General features: G+C 53.8%; 15 protein-coding genes. 2 read left to right on the top strand and 13 right to left on the bottom strand.

Features of this window, described 5'->3' with window-relative positions:
- Window positions 1-6 precede the first annotated feature (6 nt).
- Window positions 7-2037 carry a hypothetical protein gene (locus JR338_07090; GenBank protein ID QRN82208.1) on the bottom strand — a complete coding sequence of 677 codons (2031 nt, stop codon included), beginning with the start codon at window positions 2035-2037 and terminating at the stop codon, window positions 7-9.
- 245 nt (window positions 2038-2282) lie between these two features.
- Here JR338_07090 and JR338_07085 point away from each other — a divergent pair, with 245 nt between their 5' ends.
- Window positions 2283-3035, top strand: coding sequence for a tryptophan-rich sensory protein (locus tag JR338_07085; GenBank protein ID QRN82207.1), 753 nt, complete (start codon window positions 2283-2285; stop codon window positions 3033-3035).
- Window positions 3036-3343: 308 nt separating this feature from the next.
- Here the strand turns inward: JR338_07085 and JR338_07080 are convergent, their stop codons facing one another.
- The 9 genes from JR338_07080 to hrcA form a co-directional block, all read right to left on the bottom strand.
- Entirely contained in the window at window positions 3344-4045 is a 702-nt protein-coding gene (locus tag JR338_07080; protein ID QRN84379.1) for a zinc metallopeptidase, read from the bottom strand.
- Window positions 4046-4062: 17 nt separating this feature from the next.
- A complete protein-coding gene (locus tag JR338_07075; protein ID QRN82206.1) occupies window positions 4063-5382 on the bottom strand; it encodes a S41 family peptidase in 1320 nt (439 codons plus the stop codon).
- A gap of 154 nt (window positions 5383-5536) precedes the next feature.
- Window positions 5537-6787, bottom strand: coding sequence for an amidohydrolase (locus tag JR338_07070; protein QRN82205.1), 1251 nt, complete (start codon window positions 6785-6787; stop codon window positions 5537-5539).
- Between the two features lie 225 nt (window positions 6788-7012).
- Window positions 7013-7663 carry a pyrimidine 5'-nucleotidase gene (locus tag JR338_07065; GenBank protein ID QRN82204.1) on the bottom strand — a complete coding sequence of 217 codons (651 nt, stop codon included), beginning with the start codon at window positions 7661-7663 and terminating at the stop codon, window positions 7013-7015.
- 151 nt (window positions 7664-7814) lie between these two features.
- Window positions 7815-8756 carry a 50S ribosomal protein L11 methyltransferase gene (gene prmA / locus JR338_07060; GenBank protein ID QRN82203.1) on the bottom strand — a complete coding sequence of 314 codons (942 nt, stop codon included), beginning with the start codon at window positions 8754-8756 and terminating at the stop codon, window positions 7815-7817.
- Window positions 8749-9867 (bottom strand): molecular chaperone DnaJ, encoded by a 1119-nt coding sequence (gene dnaJ, locus JR338_07055; GenBank protein ID QRN82202.1) that lies wholly within the window; start codon window positions 9865-9867, stop codon window positions 8749-8751. Before dnaJ ends, prmA begins: the two co-directional genes overlap by 8 nt.
- Before the next feature lie 167 nt (window positions 9868-10034).
- Window positions 10035-11939 (bottom strand): molecular chaperone DnaK, encoded by a 1905-nt coding sequence (dnaK, locus tag JR338_07050; GenBank protein QRN82201.1) that lies wholly within the window; start codon window positions 11937-11939, stop codon window positions 10035-10037.
- Window positions 11940-11958: 19 nt separating this feature from the next.
- Window positions 11959-12516, bottom strand: coding sequence for a nucleotide exchange factor GrpE (gene grpE, locus JR338_07045; GenBank protein QRN82200.1), 558 nt, complete (start codon window positions 12514-12516; stop codon window positions 11959-11961).
- A gap of 43 nt (window positions 12517-12559) precedes the next feature.
- The gene (hrcA, locus tag JR338_07040; GenBank protein ID QRN82199.1) at window positions 12560-13561 is read right to left on the bottom strand and encodes a heat-inducible transcription repressor HrcA; all 1002 of its coding nucleotides are present in this window, start codon (window positions 13559-13561) and stop codon (window positions 12560-12562) included.
- Here hrcA and JR338_07035 point away from each other — a divergent pair.
- Window positions 13544-13774, top strand: a complete 231-nt coding sequence (locus JR338_07035; protein ID QRN82198.1) for a hypothetical protein — start codon at window positions 13544-13546, stop codon at window positions 13772-13774. The two genes, hrcA and JR338_07035, sit on opposite strands and share 18 nt — an antisense overlap.
- Window positions 13775-13801: 27 nt before the next feature.
- Here the strand turns inward: JR338_07035 and JR338_07030 are convergent, their stop codons facing one another.
- The 3 genes from JR338_07030 to JR338_07020 form a co-directional block, all read right to left on the bottom strand.
- Window positions 13802-14725, bottom strand: a complete 924-nt coding sequence (locus JR338_07030) for a glycyl-radical enzyme activating protein (protein QRN82197.1) — start codon at window positions 14723-14725, stop codon at window positions 13802-13804.
- Window positions 14722-17250, bottom strand: coding sequence for a hypothetical protein (locus tag JR338_07025; protein QRN82196.1), 2529 nt, complete (start codon window positions 17248-17250; stop codon window positions 14722-14724). Before JR338_07025 ends, JR338_07030 begins: the two co-directional genes overlap by 4 nt.
- Before the next feature lie 266 nt (window positions 17251-17516).
- The gene (locus JR338_07020) at window positions 17517-18542 is read right to left on the bottom strand and encodes a GNAT family N-acetyltransferase (GenBank protein ID QRN82195.1); all 1026 of its coding nucleotides are present in this window, start codon (window positions 18540-18542) and stop codon (window positions 17517-17519) included.
- Between the last annotated feature and the right edge of the window lie 11 nt (window positions 18543-18553).

Genomic DNA, 18553 nt, shown 5'->3' with positions numbered 1-18553 from the left:
GTAAAATTATGGTGTGATCCAATAGATTGCATCTAAGGTGATGAAATCTGTAGAAGTAATCGTCAGGGAATCATCCAGTTCATCAAAGAGACCGGATCCCAGGTTGAGTTGGCGGAGATGGATTTGATAGCCATCATCCATTGGCAGGGTTGAGGTCAGGAAAAGCTGGCCTGAGCCGGCACTCCAGACGACGCTGGGGTTGAGGCCGGGGAAGGCATAGTATTCCAGTTGGCTCATGGCCGCGATATTGACCACAAAGATGCGGGCATCACCGGATTTGCCGGTGTAATCATCACGGGTCTTGGAGAGCAGAACCACATCGTCACTGTCCGGCGACCATTCCAGGTCCACTGCCCGATTTCCGGGAAGGTAAAGGTAGTCCTGGTAGGTCTTTCCGGTGTTTTCAACGTAGAGGATCTGGGTGGGGTCATCCGTACCTTCAACCCAGACAAATGTCTTTCCATCAGCGGACATGGCGATATTGGATTGTTCCTTATAGAGTGTACTGCCATTGGCGTCATTGGTCCAAACGGTATTTTCCTCGCAGGAAGCTTCAGCCAGGCATTCACCTTCATACCAATAGAAGCTGGCGTCGCCAGTGGGGCGAATCAGGCCGGAGATTTGTCCGGAAGCTATTTGGAGCCAGGTGTCATTGACGGGATCAATCAACCAGATGGCCTGATTTTGATCTTCTTCGGTCAGGACCAGCAGGCGGGAGTCGTTTGGCAGCCAGAAAGCACTGGCACTTCGCCCGGTGACAGCCATTTTATCGGTTACTACCGAGATATTGCCGTCGGCATCGCTGATGAAGAGGTTGCTGCCCTGATTGACCAGCAGCTTGGTACCGGTGGGGTCCACATCCTGCAGCTCATATCCGGTCTCAAGGACCTGAAAAAGGGTTTGGGTCGTCATGTCGTAGGTGAACACGCCCAGGCTTTGGCTTGCTTCACCGCTGCGCTGCTCGATGGAGAAGACCAAACGTTGGTTTTCCACCGTCACCTGTGGAGCGATGGGGCTTGGGCTGAGCGAAACATCTGCAAAGGTCACTTCGGGGGTCTCGGTGACAACAGGGGTGATGTCTGCAACGGCTTCATCGCGAACCCCGCGCCAGACTGCATCCAGCGCTTCGAGGGCTGTTAGGCTGCGCACGGACCAGGCAGCGTAACTTATATGGAAGCCGTCCCGGTCGGGGTCAATCCCGTGGTAGGGCATGTCCTGCACAGAAAGCCAGAAGTTCCATAAGGGGATGTGATATTCATAGGCCAGTTGGGCGGTTGCCAGGTTGATTCGGTGATCACCTTCAACATTATCGGCTTTGGTGGAAAGGATCGGCACAACGCCGTTGTCGATATAATATTCGATCATTGTGCGCATATATTCTTCATAGCGTTCCACCGTGCGGCCGGACCACCAGACTTCCAGGCTGATGATGACGAATGAGGGGTTGTGCACCCGGTTTTCACATTCGATTGGCGTCTCGCCCGGTTCACAGACCTCCGGGTCTGCCCAAATGGGGGAAAGTACCGCAGCAGCGTTGAAACCGCCCCGTACAGCTTGTCCATCACGGTTGAAGGATCCGGCGAAGTTATCAATGCTTTCCTGCAGATAGGCGTTGCGTTCGGTCAGGGTGAAGCGGGTGGGCTGGTCATAGATACCCATCAGCACCTGTTTGATAGCCTGGCAATCGCCAACCTTTGAGAAACTGTGGGGGTCGTTGCCCAGGCTTAGGCCATATTGGTAGATTTGTTTTTCATACCCGGTTAGTTCCGGGATCACGGGCCATTCCTGCCAGCGTTCCGGGGGGAGACGATTATCCACAATTGGGATTGCAGTTGGCGCAGGGATGGTGGGGGTGGGCGCTTCTGTCACTTCGGCGGTCTCATTTTGGAGGGCCTGGGTCACAGTAGCAGCGATGGCATCTGCCTCGCTAATCTCCGTTGAAGCAGGAAGGGTTGGGCCGGGTACTTTACAACTGGTCAGGACCAGTGTCGCCACAATAAGCAAGACGACCACCCGATAGGTCGAGTTGGTACGCATAAAGTGTCCTTTCAAAACACCACTTCCCTGTGCGATGAATTGGTTTTGGAAGAGGGAAGGGTGTGGGAAATTAATTTCAGACAAAATTTGTCCGCTACGAATTATAACATGTTCTGCTTTTATGCCAAACAGGGAGCCGATGGGTTTTGAGGTTTTTTCTGATCAGCAAACCTTATACAAGCCTTTTACTTTGGAGTGAAGAAATTATAAAATAAAGGAAAAGAAATCATAATGGAGAATAGAAAATGAAACGTAATCGAATATTAATCATTGGATCGCTGGTGCTGACTCTTGTAGCTAATTTTCTGGCGAACGCCTTACCGCTCAACGGCCTGACCACCGGTGAAATCTCGGATGCCTATCCGATCTTTTTTGTCCCGGCCGGCTTTGTCTTTTCCATTTGGGGCCTGATTTACCTAGGCCTGGCAGCCTTTGCGGTTTACAGCGTCACGAAGATGGGCCTGGCCGATCCTCGGGTGGATAAAGTTGCCGGGTGGGTCGTGGCATCCAACCTGTTCAATTTTGTGTGGATTTTCCTCTGGCACTACGAGCAATTCCCCCTGACCCTGGTTGCAATGGGTGGCCTGCTGGTCAGCTTGTTGACAACCTATCTCAAGTTGCGGGTCGGCCTGGAGAAGCGCAGCTGGCAGGGAAAACTGCTGGTGGATACTCCCTTTAGTATTTACCTCGGCTGGATCACAGTGGCGACGGTGGCCAATTTCTCCCAGGTGTTATATGTGCTGGGGTGGCGGGGTATGCCGCTCTCTGAGCCGTTTTGGGCCGTGATTTTGCTAGCTGTGGCGAGCCTCCTGGGATTGCTGATGATCTTCCTGCGTAAGGAAGTGGCCTATCCTTTGGTGCTGGTCTGGGCGTTTGTGGGGATCTGGGTCAAGCAAGGCGAGACGCCTCTGGTTGCCATGACGGCTCTGGTGGGTGCGATCCTGCTGGGTGTGCTGGCGCTGGGAAGGTGGGTTGTAGGGGCGGTGAAGACGGCGTGATGAGATGATGTAAGTGTAGATAATTGCTTATCACTGGTACTCACTTCGGCTTCCCTCATCCGGCACGTTGTAGATGAGATTGCTTCGCAAGCTCGCAATGACAAAAGGATGTAGGTCACGCTTCCAGCGTGACAGGATGAATGAGATTGCTTCCTTCGTCGCAATGACAAGAGAATGTAGATGAATGAGATTGCTTCCCACTCTGCTTTGCTTCGGGGACAATGTCGCAAGCTCGCAATGACAAAGAATAAGTGAAAATAAAAAGGCTGTCCACACTGGACAGCCTTTGTCATTTACTTAAGTCTCCCTTACCTGCGGCGTCTACCGCCAATCATCGAGGCAAAATACATCAACTGCAGGACGGAGGTGGCAACTGCAGCCACATAGGTCAGGGCCGCGGCGTTCAGCACCTGGCTGACACCCCGCTCTTCTTCGACTGTGGTCACCAGACCGTTGGTCTTGAGCAGCTGTTTGGCGCGGCGGGAGGCGTTCAGCTCCACCGGCAGGGTCGCAATCGAGAAGATCGCGCCTGCGGAGAAAGCGATAACGCCCACCCAGGCCAGGTCACTGATCTGGAGCAGCAAGCCGATCAGGATGAAAAGCCAGCCTACGGTTGTGCCGATGTTGACCACAGGGACCATTGCAGTTCGCAAACGCATGGGGAGATATTCCTCCTGGTCCTGTTGGGCATGCCCGAGTTCATGGGCCGTGATTGCCATTGAGGCAACACTGGCTCTCTGGGCGATGCCCTGTGAGAGGCTCAGGACGTTCTGCTGGGGGTCATAATGGTCGGTCAGCTTTCCAGGGGTCCCTTTCAGCCGCATCCCATACAACCCCATCCGGTCCGCCAGGCGTTGTGCCACCTGGGCACCGTTCAGACCGCTTTGATTGGGTACCTGACTCCAGCGGGAATAGCTGGCATTGACAAAGAACTGCGCGATCATGCTCAGGATGAGCGCGGGCAGCATGTAGATCAGGTAATTGAGATTGAAAACTGGAAAGAACATAATATTCGTCCTGAATTGAGTTAGTTGACCATATCGAGCAGGACTTCAATCGCCTTTTCGAGTTGGGGATCATTGCCGTTAAGGTAATCATCCTCGGTCATTTCCACTTCATAATCCGGGGTCAGGCCAATATCGCTGATCTGGGTGCCATTGGGGGTCAGCCAGCGGGCAATTGTGATTCGCACGCCGCCTGCCTCATCCGAGAGGGCGATCCAGGTCTGCACGGAGCCCTTACCATAGGTGGTTGAGCCCACCAAAACGCCCCGGTCCTTATCCTGAATGGCACCGGCAGTAATTTCTGATGCGGAAGCTGTGCCGCCATTGACCAGAACGACCAATGGAATATCTGTGGCTGAGCCGCCGGGGATGGCTTCATAGGCATACGTTTCACCATCACCGTACTGCTCATACATCACCACGCCATCGTTGACAAACTCGGAGACAACTTCAATGGCAGTATTGAGATAACCACCGCCGTTATCCCGCAGGTCTAAGATCAAGCCAGCGGGGTTTTGGGATAACAGATCGGTCAGGGCTGCCCGGAGTTGTTCGGTGGAATTGTCGCCATAGGTGTAGAGGGCAACATAACCGATATTGTTATCGAGCATTTCATAATCAACTGTCGGGACGACGATGTGTTGACGAGTGATGGTTACATCAAAGGTCTCGCCATCCCGGTCAATGGTCAGGGTCACGTCCGTACCGGCAGGGCCGAGAATTTGTTGGAGGACCAGGTCCCCGGGGGTGCCGGTCATATCCACGCCGTCAATCGCAACGACTTTGTCATTGGGCCGTAAGCCGGCGGCTTCGGCAGGGGAGCCCTTCATCGGGCTGATGATCTCGACATAGTCGCCGGAGACATCTACATAGGCACCGATGCCTTCGTATTCGCCAGTGAGCGATTCATTTGCCTGAGTGAATTCTTCCGGGGTCATATAGGAAGTGTGCTTGTCGCCTAGTGAGGCCAGCATGCCTTCGATTGCACCACGCATTAGGTCGGTATCGTTCAATGGCTGATCGACATAATTTTCATGCAGCAGGTCCCAGGTCTCCCAGAAGGGGGAGAAGAGATTCGCTTGATCTGCCGGGGTGCTGGTGGAGGGATCAACGGTGACCGTTGTATCTTCTGTGGCAGCCGGGGTTTCATAAGATTCGATGATTGTCGTCGTGCTGGAATCGTCACAGGGTGGGCAATCATAGGGTCCGCTGATATAGGATTGGTCTATCCCAATCCATTTGGGGCCAAAATAACCAACGCCGACACCCGCAGCAAACACCAGGGCGATCACAATCAACCCAATTCCAATCGACAAACAAGTGCGTAGGCCTTTATTTTTCATTGTGAACTCCTTAATTACCTGACATTACGTGTAATGGATCCGGCGAACAGGCGTGGAAGTAGGAAAGATACCGGATATTTCAGGTTGTTTTTAATATTTTATGAAGATTACCACAGATTTATTAACAAATAATATATTACCCCATATTTTCGTTTTATTTGTCGGTGAGTATTGGGTGAGATAAGGCGGAGAGCAGCAACGTTGTCATCACGCGGGTGCCGGAGAACAGACAGTTCTCGTCCACATCAAAATTGGGTGTGTGCAGCATGGCATATTTCCCTTGCTCGGGATTCGCCCCGCCGACCCATACCATTGCGCCTGGCACAGACCTAGTATAGAAGGCAAAATCCTCGCAGTTGAAGGGATAGGTCGTTTTGATATGCAGCAAGTCTGAATTGAAGGCCGTTTTCAAATCGGGCAGGGTCTGCCGGACCAGGTCAAAGTCGTTGCGCATGTCCGGCATGAATCCGACGGGTTCCAGCCGGTAGCGGACATGGGTGGCACCGCAAATTGTGTTCAATGTGGCTTTGATCCGGCCCAGGGCGGCCCTGCGCAGGTGGGGCGTGGCAGCTTTGATACCGATTCCGAATTGGCCCGGCCAGACATCGGGGTGTTCTGAATTCCGGCTGGCATCATAGACGATGAAGCGCTCCAGCTCGGGTGGCCCCTGCTGCATCAGATCACAAAAGTGCTGCATTTCCGGCCAGGTTTCTGGCAGGTGCCAGATGTTCATCTCCCGAATCGTCCGGCAACAGCGTTCAGCAACAGCGTTTAGATCTGCTTGGGGGCCCTGCCAGTCCCGATTTTGGGAAAGGCTGACCAGGAAATGTTGAAAGCCGGACAGGAAGAGCCCATCCGTCCAGGCGATCTTGCCGCTGGGGAATGGAGAAACATGCAGGCCAAAAATGGCGATGGGTTTGGGACTTGTTAGGGCGCCGGCCCGGATCATCCGCAGCGCACCGGTGATTTCTTCTTCCTCAGCTTGAAAAAGGATTCGGATGTTCCCCTGGACCGCATCACCCAGCGCCGTGATGACCCCGGCCACGCCCACGCCGATGGCGCTGTGGACGTCATGGCCGCAGGCATGCATCACGCCGGAAATTTCCGAGCGATAGGGAACGTCATTTTCTTCGTGAATGGGGAGAGCGTCCATATCCACCCGCAGCGCGACGGTGGGTTTGGCGGGGTCGGTGATCCAATCTGCAACCAGGCTGTGCCCGCCCATTCGAGACCGGACTTCCCAGCCCAGTTTTTCAAGTGCTGATTGTAAGGTTGCCGCTGTCCAGGATTCCTGCCCGGAGAGTTCCGGGTTTTGGTGGAGGGCACGCCGCAAAGCAACCATGGCATCATATTGGACCGTGCTATGTTTGATGATCGCGAGATGGGTGGGCGCGGAAACAGACATGGTGAGATGGAGCCCCATTTGTAGATAGTGAATATTGGCCTGATGGTTATCTTGTCAGGTCAGGCAGAGATCGGGAAACCTATTACTTCTTATCCTTCTTCCCTTTCTTGCCCTTTTTTTCTTTCTTTTCCTTCTTGTCTTTCTTGTCCTTCTTATCCTTATCTTTTCCCATAATGAACCTCCAGATTGTCAATTTGGGAGGCGATGGTTGATCGCCTTATAATTTTACAGGAGAAGGTCAGGTAAGTCTAAGATTTGTTGGATATGTGGGCTGCCGTCATGCGGGAATTGACCAACCGAGATGGTTGTCATCCCGAGTTCCTGGGCTTTTTCAAGGTTGGCAGGGGAGTCATCAATGAAAAGGCAGTTTTCCGGTTCTTTACCGACCGTATCCAACGCAATTTGGAATGCCTCGGTTTGTGGTTTGCAATAGGGCATCTGGGCGTAAATATCAATGACTTTATGAAAGTGCTCCGCTATTTCAAGCAGCTCCAGGACCCGATTCGCATGGCGGTAGTCTGAATTGGTGAAAATAAATTTGGGCTGCGGAAGGCTTTCCAGAATTTGATTCAAGCCCGGCTCGGGAGTGATGAAACCATCCAGTGGCACCTTATGGACATATTCCAGATAAGTGTCCATATCCACCTGGAATTCCATTTGCAGGCCCCTGAGCGTTGTGCCATAGGTGCGCCAAAGCCGTTTGCGCAGTTCTGAGATTTCATCTTTGGGAAAGTGCAATTCCTCATCCATGAATTGCTGGATGCGGTTGCGGATTTGTTCCCAAAGACCGCTGTTATGGGGATAAAGGGTGTCATCCAGATCGAATAAGATGGCTTTATAGTCGGTGATGTTGATTTTTTCAGCTTGGTTGTTCATAGAGCAATTATAGCAGGATTGGATTTTATCGCTTATGGAATCATGGTGATCATTCTGGGGTTAGGGAGGACAAAGTCAAGGGCTTTAGGATTTTTAAAACGAAAAATTGCCCGCTTGCGGACAATTTTTCTAAATCGTTAACAATTGGCGATCAGGCTTTTCTGAAAGCCATACTAATCCAGTCGCCTTGATTAGTGCGTTCCAGAAATTTGAAGCCGTTCTGTTCAGCTTTTTGACGCATTTTCTCTTCCTGGTGCTCCAAAATACCGGAGAGCAGCAAGGTGCCGCCAGGGCTGACCAACTGGGCCAGACCGACATCAAACAGGCGCAGGATGATGGGGGCGAGGATGTTGACCAACACCAGAGGTGCTTCCTGATACGAATAGCGGCCGGTCAGGACTTCTTCCACGGATCCTTTGCCGATATCGAGCCATTCCGCTGGGATGTCATTTAACTTAGCGTTCTCCTGAGTGGAAACCACTGCCGCGCCATCCACATCCACTGCAACCGCATGGGTTGAGCCCAGTTTGAGGGCGGCAATCGAGAGGATGCCGGACCCGCAGCCGATATCCAATAGGGGCTGGCCGGGTTGGACGTAATCTTCCAGCAGGGTCATGATGAGCTGGGTGGTGGGGTGGGTGCCGGTGCCAAAGGCCATCGCCGGGTTGATGCGGATGATCGTGCGTTGTTCGCCTTCCTTGGGTTCCTGCCAGGCCGGCAGGATCAGGAGCTTTTCACCAATGTTGATGGGGGTGTAATGTTTTTTCCAGGCCGCCATCCAGTCTTCATCGCGGATGTCGGTGTAGGTTGGCTCGGGGAGAGGGGCAATCCGCCCCATATACCAGAGCGCTTCTTCCAGCTTTTGGCGGGTTTCTTCGATGTATTCATCCATGGGAATATAGCCAGAGACGGCCAATTTACCGGTGGGGAGGTTTTCCTGGGTGTGTTCGTCAAACCGGGTCACGGATTCAACGGCCACACCATTGGAGGCAAAACGGCCAATGACATCGGCAAGCGCTTCAGCCAGTTCGCCATCTTCGGTGATGAATTGCACTTTGATCCAGCGGATCGGAGCTTCGTTTTGATCAGCCACCAAACACCTCACGGAGCTTATCCAGGAAGCTGTGCTCCTGGATCTTGATATCCGGGTCCATGGTCTCGGCCAGCTTCTCGAAAAGCTCGCGTTGATCATTGCTCAGCCGGGTTGGAATTTGTACGGAAACGGTGACAAGTTGGTCACCCTTGCCGGAACCGCGCAAGTGAGCAATGCCTCGCTCACGCATTCGGAATATCTTGCCGGGCTGTGTCCCAGGCGGGATGCGCAGGTCCACTTCACCTTCCAGTGTGGGCACTTTGATCTCATCACCCAGAACAGCCTGGGCGATATTGATATCCAGGTCTAAAAGGACATCATCATCCTTGCGGCGGAAGAAGTCATGCTTTTGGACGATAATTTCGAGGTAGAAATTGCCATGGGGACCGCCATTGGTGCCGGGTTGACCTTCACCTGCCAGGCGGATTTGCACACCGCTGGAGACACCTGCTGGAATGGAGACCATCTTGGTGATGGCTTTGCGCTCCAAGCCTCGTCCATTACAGGTGGGGCAGGGTGTGTCAATCACTTCACCCCGGCCGTTACAGCGCGGACAAGTGACCACCTGGACCATTGAGCCCAACAGGGTCTGATGGACCTGGCGGACTTCGCCCTGGCCGTTACATTGCTGACAGGTATGCGGGGTGGTGCCGGGCTTGGCGCCGGAGCCGTGACAGGTCTCGCAGGTTTCATCACGAGTGATCTGAATTTCCTTTTCAATGCCAAAGGCAGCTTCTTCAAAGGTCAGGGTGATCCGGCTGGAGAGATCAGCGCCGCGTCGGGGTGCGTTGCGAGATCGCCGGCTGGAGCCGCCGAAACCACCAAAACCGAAAATCCCTTCGAGAATGTCGGAGAGGTCGATGTTGGTGAAGTCGGGCATACCCTGTGAATTAACGCCGGCATGACCATAGCGGTCATAGGCAGCGCGCTTATCGCTGTCCGAAAGAACAGCGTAGGCTTCGTTGATCTCTTTGAATTTTTCTTCTGCGTTGGGGTCGTCACTGACATCGGGGTGATATTGGCGTGCCAGGTTACGGAATGCCGATTTCAGTTCATCATTGCTTGCCGAACGGGAGACACCCAATATCTCGTAATAATCTCGTTTTTCCATATTATTTTTCTTGTCGTATTGAATGTAATAATGCCTGTTTGATAATAAATCCGGATAAGTCTACTCAGGTCGGGCGGATGCGTCAACCAACCTGCAGGGTTTGAAACGGGTCAGGTGCCCGATATACTTCGGGCACCTGAATATTCTTTTATTTAGATAAGCAGAGCTTAGACCTGCTTGAATTCGCCATCCACAACATCTTCATCATCACCGGGTTTGTCTTCCGGAGCGGCTTTCCCTTCGGCTGCTTCTGGTGATTCTGCTTGCTGCTGCTGATAGGCGGCCTGGCCGACTTCCTGAAGGACTTCCGTCAGATTGTCGGTGGCGGATTTGATGGCTTCCAGATCGTCGCCATCTTTGACATCACGGACTTTGGAGACCGCATCTTCAACTTTTTGTTTGATGTCAGCGGGCACCTTGTCGCCCAGGTCTTTCAGGGTTTTTTCTGAGGTGTAGACCATGTTATCGGCATGGTTCTTGGCTTCGATCATCTCTTTACGCTGGCGATCTTCTTCAGCGTTCGCTTCGGCTTCCTGGCGCATCTTATCGACTTCGGCATCACTGAGGCCGGAGGAGGCGGTGATGGTGATGTTTTGGGTGCGTCCGGTGGCCTTGTCCTGTGCGGTGACTTCGAGGATGCCGTTGGCATTGATGTCGAAGGTCACTTCGATCTGTGGGACGCCGCGCGGCGCTGGGGGAATGCCATCCAGCACGAACTTACCGAGGCTCTTGTTGTCACCGGCCATTGGGCGTTCGCCCTGCAGGACATGAATCTCAACCTGAGTCTGGCTGTCGCTGGCCGTGGAGAAGACCTGGCTTTCACGGGTGGGGATGGTGGTGTTGCGCTTGATCAGGGGGGTAGCCACGCCACCGAGGGTTTCAACCGAGAGTGTCAGAGGGGTGACATCGAGCAGGAGGATATCTTTGACTTCGCCACCCAAAACACCGGCCTGGATTGCGGCGCCAACGGCCACAACTTCATCAGGGTTAACGCCCTTGTGGGGCTCTTTGCCAAACATCTTCTCAACTTCGGATTGGATCTTGGGCATACGGGTCATCCCGCCGACCAGCACGATCTCGTCAATGTCTTTCGTCGTGAGGTTGGCATCATTCAGGGCCTGTTTCACGGGGGAAAGGCTGCGCTGTACCAGGTCATCGGTCAGCTGTTCCAGTTTTGCCCGGGTCAGGGTTAGCACAAGGTGTTTCGGCCCGGAGGCATCGGCTGTGATGTAGGGCAGGTTGATCTCGGCCTGCATCGTGGTGGATAGTTCGATCTTGGCTTTTTCAGAGGCTTCTTTCAAGCGCTGGAGGGCCTGGCGGTCACCGCGCAAGTCAATACCGTTTTCTTTTTTGAATTCATCTGCGATGTAGTCAATAATGCGCTGATCGAAATCATCGCCGCCGAGGAAGGTGTCGCCGCTGGTGGAGCGGACCTGGAAAACGCCTTCGCCAACATCTAGAATGGAAATATCGAAGGTGCCGCCGCCCAAATCGTAGACTGCGATCACTTCGTTCTTCTTCTTTTTATCCAGTCCATAAGCCAGGGAGGAGGCTGTGGGTTCGTTGATGATCCGCAGAACTTCCAAACCGGCGATCTTGCCGGCATCTTTGGTGGCGTTACGCTGGGCGTCATTGAAATAGGCGGGGACCGTGATCACAGCCTGGGTGACCGGTTCGCCCAGATAGGCTTCGGCATCACGTTTGATCTTGGAGAGGATCATGGCCGACACCTCGGGTGGGGAGTATTCCTTGCCACCGAGTTTGACGCGCACGTCGCCATTGGAGGCTTTGGCCACCTCGTAGGGTACCAGTTTGAGCGCATGCTGGACTTCCGAGTCATCGAATTTCCGACCCATGAAGCGCTTGATTGAAAAGACAGTGTTTTCCGGGTTGGTAATAGCCTGGTTACGGGCCACACGGCCGACCAAGCGTTCACCATTCTTGTTGAATGCTACAACGGACGGGACCAATCGTTCACCTTCAGCGGAAGGGATCACGACCGGCTCGCCGCCGACCATCACTGCGCCGACGGAGTTGGTTGTTCCGAGATCAATACCTATGATTTTTCCCATTTTCTTTATTCTCCTGTTTTTATCTGGCTACTCGTACCATTGCTGGGCGAATGACACGATTTGCAATTTTATAACCGGGCTGGACGACCTCGATGATCTGTCCATCGGAATAGTCTGGATTATCTTCCTGAGTGATGGCTTCATGGAAATTCGGGTCAAATTCATCCCCTGGTTTGATTTCCATCCGCTCCACATCCTCTTTTTTCATTTGATTGACAAGTTTTTGCTGGATGAGCTCGATCCCGTTAACCCAACCGTCGCCGTCTTCGTTCTGTGGCCGATGGGCGAGGGCGCGATCCAGGTCATCGCTGGCATCGAGGAACATCTTGATGATGTTGGCTTTAGCGTCCTGATAGGATCTTTCGGCGTCACGAGCGACGCGTTTTTTATAGTTATCAAAGTCTGCCCGGCTGCGGAGCCAGGAATCTTTGGCTTCTTCAACTTCTTTTTCAAGGCTTTCGATTTTCTTTTCGAGAGCATCATACTCATCGTATGTCAGAGCAACCATAGCCTGTTCGGTATTTTCGCCTTCAGTTGGGTTGTTCTTTTTTTCTTTATCTTTAGGTTCTTTTGCCATAAAAATCTCCATTACGCATTCAATTTGCTAAAAGTAGGTTTTCCTACACAGCCAATGTCTCTGAGACAAGGTCGCTCAGGACATTTGCAACGAACCGCACGGTAGAAATGGTGCGGTCATAAGGCATTCGGATTGGTCCCAAAACGCCGATCGAACCTGTTAGGGTGTTGGGATCGCCATAACGGGCCAAAACAACGGAGCACGACCGTAATTCATCCCAGGTGCCTTCCCCGCCGATCAACACCTGAATACCACCCACATCGGTGTTCATTACCGTGCTGGCCAATAAATTTTCGAGCAGAGACCGCTCTTCGAGCACGTGCAGTGCCTGGCGGGCTTCTTCTGATTCGGAGAATTCTGGTTCGGAGAGCACATTGGTCATACCGTCCAGGTAGATTTCGCCGGTGGCGGATTCTTCAGTGAGAGCCATTTCGATCAGCAGGACATTGAGGATTTCAACACCCAGGGTGTCGAGCTGAGGGCGGATGCGAGCCATTTGGTCGGCATCACAGCGGACGCAGAGATTGGAGATCTCAGCGGCGACGGAGGAAAGCCTGTCCTGCGGGACGGGTTCGGCCAGGGTGATGAATTGCTGCCGGATTTCGCCGCCCATCAGAACAATCACCATCAACACCTGCCGGCCGCGAGTGGCGACCAATTCCAGGTGCTTGAAGATCGTCTTTTCCGAGTGGGGGGCGGTGACCAGCGAGGCCGCCTGGGACTGGTTGGCCAGGACGGAGGCCGCCAGCTTGAGCCATTGTTCCACGTCCTGCCGGGACTGGTAGAACTGGTGGGTGATCGTGCGGCGGGTGTTGGTTGGCAGCCCGGTTTTGTGCACCAGGTTGCCCACGAAGAAGCGATAACCCTCTTCGGTGGGGACCCGGCCGGCACTGGTGTGCGGCTGACGCAGCAGCCCATAGTCCGTCAGGGTGACCATTTCGTTGCGTACCGTGGCGGAACTCATCGACAGGTCATATTGTTCCACGATGGTTCGCGATCCGACCGGCTGAGCCGTGCGGATGTGTTCGTGGATGATGAGGGTCAAAATGAGTTTTTGGCGGTCAGTAAGTCGCATTCCATGCCTCAGTTTGTGTTAACATTTAGCACTCTCAAGGCGAGAGTGCTAAAACAGCACAAAATTAATGTTACCATGACGAAAAATGGCCGTCAAGAAAAGCAGGCCTGTCAGGGCGTAAGAGTTTTGTTAGAAATTTCGGCTATAGTGATTGCAGCAGATAATGCTGCGCTGCGCTCGTAAAAACATTTGAGGAATTGGATAATGATTTCAGCCGCCGACCAGAACCTTTATGCCTGGGCGGCTGACCCTATGTACGGCCAGGTCAATCTGTTCCCGCCCCTCCGGGGTGTCCTGCAAGCCCTTGGTATCGCCCATCAGGTTAGGCCGGCAGAGGCGGGTGTATTTATCCCGCCCGAATTGGTGGAAGGGCATGAGATGGATTTCTTTGATCTCGAGGTGTGAGGCCAGCTCACCAACTGCCCGGAGATGCTCTTTGTCCAGATTGAATTTGGGGATGAGGGGGACGCGAAGGATAATGTTGGCACCAGACTCCACCAGCCGGCTCAGGTTGGCGAGGATTACCGTGTTGGATACCCCCGTATACTGCGTGTGTAATTGGGCATCAAGGTGTTTGATATCAAAAAGGAAAAGGTCTGTGATTGAGAGGGCCTGGGCCAGCACGGACCAATCCACATGCCCAGTGGTTTCCACAGCAGTGTGGATACCGCGCTCATAACAGAGGCGGAGCAGTTCCAGGCTGAAATCGGGTTGGTAGAACGGCTCGCCGCCGGAGAGCGTCATGCCGCCGCCCGACCTGCGATAAAAGATTTCATCCTTGAGAACCTGCTGGAGAATTTCTGCGGCGGGATATTCCTGTCCAATCAAGTGCAGCGCACCGGTAGGGCAAGCTCGTTTGCATCCTCCGCACAAATTACACCGGAGGAAATCAATTTTCTCCTCAGGCGCGGCGAAGAGGTCGGGATGGATGGCATTTTCCGGACAGGCAGGGATGCACAGGCCGCAATGCTCACACAACCTGGAACGAAATTCAAGCTCAATGTTTCCCTTTTGGGATTCAGGATTGCTGCACCATAGGCAGCGCAAGGGACAACCTTTGAGGAAGACGACGGTGCGGATGCCGGGACCGTCATGGATGGAGTAGCGCTGAATGTCAAAGACCAGCCCTTTCAAAAACGCATCTCCGCCCGCTCAATGATGGTGTCTTGAACCTCTTTGCTGAGTTGGACAAAAATGGCGCTGTAACCCCCTACCCGCACTAGGAGATCACGGTAGGTGGAGGGGTCCTTCTGGGCTTCCCGCAGCGTTTCGCCGTCAACAACGGTGTACTGCACCTGCTGCCCGCCCATGTCCATGTAGCTGCGCACCAGATCCATCCACTTACGCACATCGCGAGGGCTGCCAACAGCGGTGAGGTTGAAACGCTGGTTGAAGGTGACCCCGTTGGGGACGTGGTAGGTATCAATCGCGCGGGTAACCGATTTGTGAGCTGCGGTAGGACCAAACACCGGGGCAAAGGAAGATGGACTGGTGGCATCCGCCAGGGGAGCACCGGATTTTCGTCCATCCGGAGTGGCACCGGTCATGGCGCCCAAAGTGACGTAATTGCCCATACTGAGCAGACCCATCACGTAGCGGCCGTTGCGGGGATTGGTGTGACTTTCAAAAGCCTCGGTCCACATTTGGAGAGCTAAGCGGGCCCATTTGTCGGCGTACTCATCATCAGCCCCATATTTGGGGGCAGCGATGAACTTGCGGCGTAAGTCGGCTTTGCCTTCCCAGTTATTCTGCAGAGCGGTAAGCAGTTCATCCCAGGTGGCTTCCTTCCGCTGGAAAATCACGTCATCCACAGCAGCCAGGATGTCACCGGCATTGGCCATACCGATTGCCAGAACGCCGGTGGAATTATAGCGGCAGCCGCCGGCCTGGATATCCACCCCGCTCTGGCGGGGGCCGGGGTACATCAAATCGTGATAGACGCAGGGGAAATAGCGTACAAATACCTGATCGTAAACGTTGTTGATGATGACATTCATCTCAACGGCATAGTTAATCTGTGCCCGGACGGCATCCACAAACTGGTCCATGGTTGTGAAGGTGCGCGGGTCTCCAGTTTGCGGTCCGACCTGTTTACCGTTGCGCGGGTTGACGCCATTGTGCAGGGCCAATTCGAGCGGTTTGGGCAGGTTAATCCAGCCGGTGTTATTGCGCCCATTTATATCTACGCCCGACGTATTGGGGTCAATGCTGTTTTCCTGACAGCCGGCGTCACCGTAATTACGGGCATGGGCCAGCTCGACCCCTATACAGCCCATCAGAGCGGGGATAATGACGTCATCGTTGATGAGGATCGGCAGGCCGCCGCCCAGACGCAGGACCTCCAGAGAACTCTGCAGGAGGCGATCCGGGGTGCCCTTGTGCATCCGCAGGGAAAGGTTGGGGTCCACCAGGTGGACGTGGGCATGCGCTTCCAGGAGCATGTAGGAGAGGGAGTTGGTGGTGTCGCGGCCATACACATCCATCCCGCCGATGTTGATCTTGGCGTTATTGCCGCCGCCGGAGCTGCCAACGCTCAGATTGGGTTTGAAAGCACGCGTTTCGTTCCATTTCAGAAACAAACATTCCAGCAGCTCTTGGGCATCCTGGGGCGTGATTTTCCCGGCTTCCAGATCATGCTGCAGGTAGGGAAACATATATTGGTCAAAACGCCCGGCGGAATGGGAATCGCCGCCCTCACTCAGGGCTGTGCCAGAGCACAGGAAATGGAAAGCCTGTAAAACCTCCCACCAGCTTTCGGCCGGGTGGGCCGGGACCTTGCGGCAGATGGCAGCCATGCTGCGCAGTTCAGCAGCCCGGTCTGGGTCTTGCTCTGCTTCGGCCAGGGAATCTGCCAGGTCGGCATTGCGGTTGGCATAGGTGATGAGGCCGTCAGCAACGATCAGCATGGCCTCGTAGATGTTACGGCGCTCAAATGCCTCACGGGCTTCATAGCTATCCATAGACAGGTGGGCAATCTGCTCCAGAATCTCCTGCTTGACACCCAGCAGCCCTTTCTGGAGGATGGAAAGATAATCCTGCATGGAATGGGCCAAACCACCGCCAATCAGCGGGGAGTAACGGGCACAGTCGGCCTCGCGCATATAGGCCCAGGCCTGGGGATAGTGACTGCTAAGTTCATTGTAAAAATAATGTGAACGGGCATGGGTGCGCCAGTAGGGCCAGATTTCCTGTTCAAAGACCTGCTGGTCATCAGGATCAAAGACATAAAACTGGTCAGCGCTCCTCAGTCCACCGGTCAAGAAGCTGTCCGGCTGCCACGCCTGGAGGTCGAGGGGAAAGAACTCGGGGGTGAAATCGATGATGTGCGGGCCGCTGGAAGCGCCGCCCATCAGCAGCTGGCCCGGCAAAAGGGCAATGGGGAGTTCAGTGAAGACCCGCTTCATCGCAAGGGCGCGCCGCAGGGCAGGGTGCAGCCCTTCGGTTTCCTGGTATGAGCGGGTGACGGAAAGCGCCTGGGCAATGGAAAGCTTGCGCTTGCCGCTTTTGTAGCGCGGCAGCATGCCTTCCCGGATCGCCTGGATGCGCATCTCGCGAGGGTCCTCCGGCTGGAGGAGCATGTCCTCAAAGAATTGCCCATACCAGGGGGCTTTACTGCGCTGCCACCAGGGGGTGATGTGATTCAATTCCATATTAACCATAAGTGTTTCCCTGATTTATTTTGGGCATAACCTGGATAGAGGTCTGAACCTGTCAGCCTGCAGAGGTAAAAGGAGTTAAAAAGCAGGTAAGCTTGGCATTTTGTCTTCTGCTATTGATGAGCTAATGATAATCTAAAAATCTACCTGGTTCTGCACTCTTTATAACATTAAGACTCTTCCATTGTCTAGAAAATTTTCCTTCCATCTGATCGGCTAGACAAGAAGAGTAAACCACCGATTACCATTCTCTATTCCCCATTCACATTTTACTTCCTTATCACCACTCGCTCCACAAACCTATCCACACCCCCAAATTTATACTTATAATCCTCGTCACCGCGCATGAAGTCAAAGGCGGTGATGTCATTTTCCGTGGCCCAGCGCAGCAGGTTGGCCAACAGCAGCCAGCCGGGTGAATAGCTGCGGAATTCCCATTCCCAGCCTGAGTTATACAGCCAGAGCCGGTCCTCCCAGATGAAGGAGAAGTGCGCGGCGGCTTTCTTGCCATCCAGAGTGTAGAAAGAAAGGTGCAGCCAGCCGTTTTCAAGCGCTGCCCGGGCAACATTGTGCATGTGGGCGCGCATGGGCGCGGTCAGGAAGGCTTTTTTCTCGGGGTCCTGAGCCATCATATTAATGAAGGCGTTCACCTCAGCATCCAGAATATCAGGATCTTCCACAAAATACATACCCGGCTCTACCGGGTCCGCTTCGGCGTTGCGGAGCTTGCGGCGGATCTCATGGCGCTGCTTCTTCTCCAGGCTCATCAGATAAGCCTCAAAGTCACCGGGCAGGGCGACGATCGGTGAGGGCTGTAACCGGCTCTGCTGATGCTGCCAGCCGCGTTTTTTGGCTTCAGCCTGCAGTGCGGCCAAGGTGGGGGAGCTGTCGAGCAGATTGTGGAGGTCAAGCACATCCCAGGAGGGGATGGAGTCGCTATTAATAAGGAAGTCCAATAAGCCAGAGAGGAAGGCTGGCAGCATTTCCGCTGTGACGATGAAGTCCAGGTAGTCGGAGACCTCCACTGCACCAATAAACATCAGGGCGGGGATGCCATCCTGGTTTTTGGCGGCAAAGAGCGGCGCGATTCCCACCAACTCATCACCCTCAAAAGCTGTGATCAGGATCAGTTCGCTATCCTCGGGCCATTCGCTGCCGCCTCGGGTCTGCCACCAGGCAGAGAGGTATTCAGGTGTGAGAAAGGGAACCGGACTGACGGATTGTTTTAGCAGGGCATTCCAGTCATCAGTATATTTCGCAAATGCGTTGAAATTTTCGATCTTTTTGAATTCCATAGGAGGGATTA

The organism is Chloroflexota bacterium (assembly GCA_016887485.1).
Classification (GTDB): Bacteria; Chloroflexota; Anaerolineae; order Anaerolineales; family Anaerolineaceae; genus Brevifilum.
Note: the sequence above shows the minus strand (reverse complement) of the source record. Positions and strands in the feature narration are given on the sequence as shown.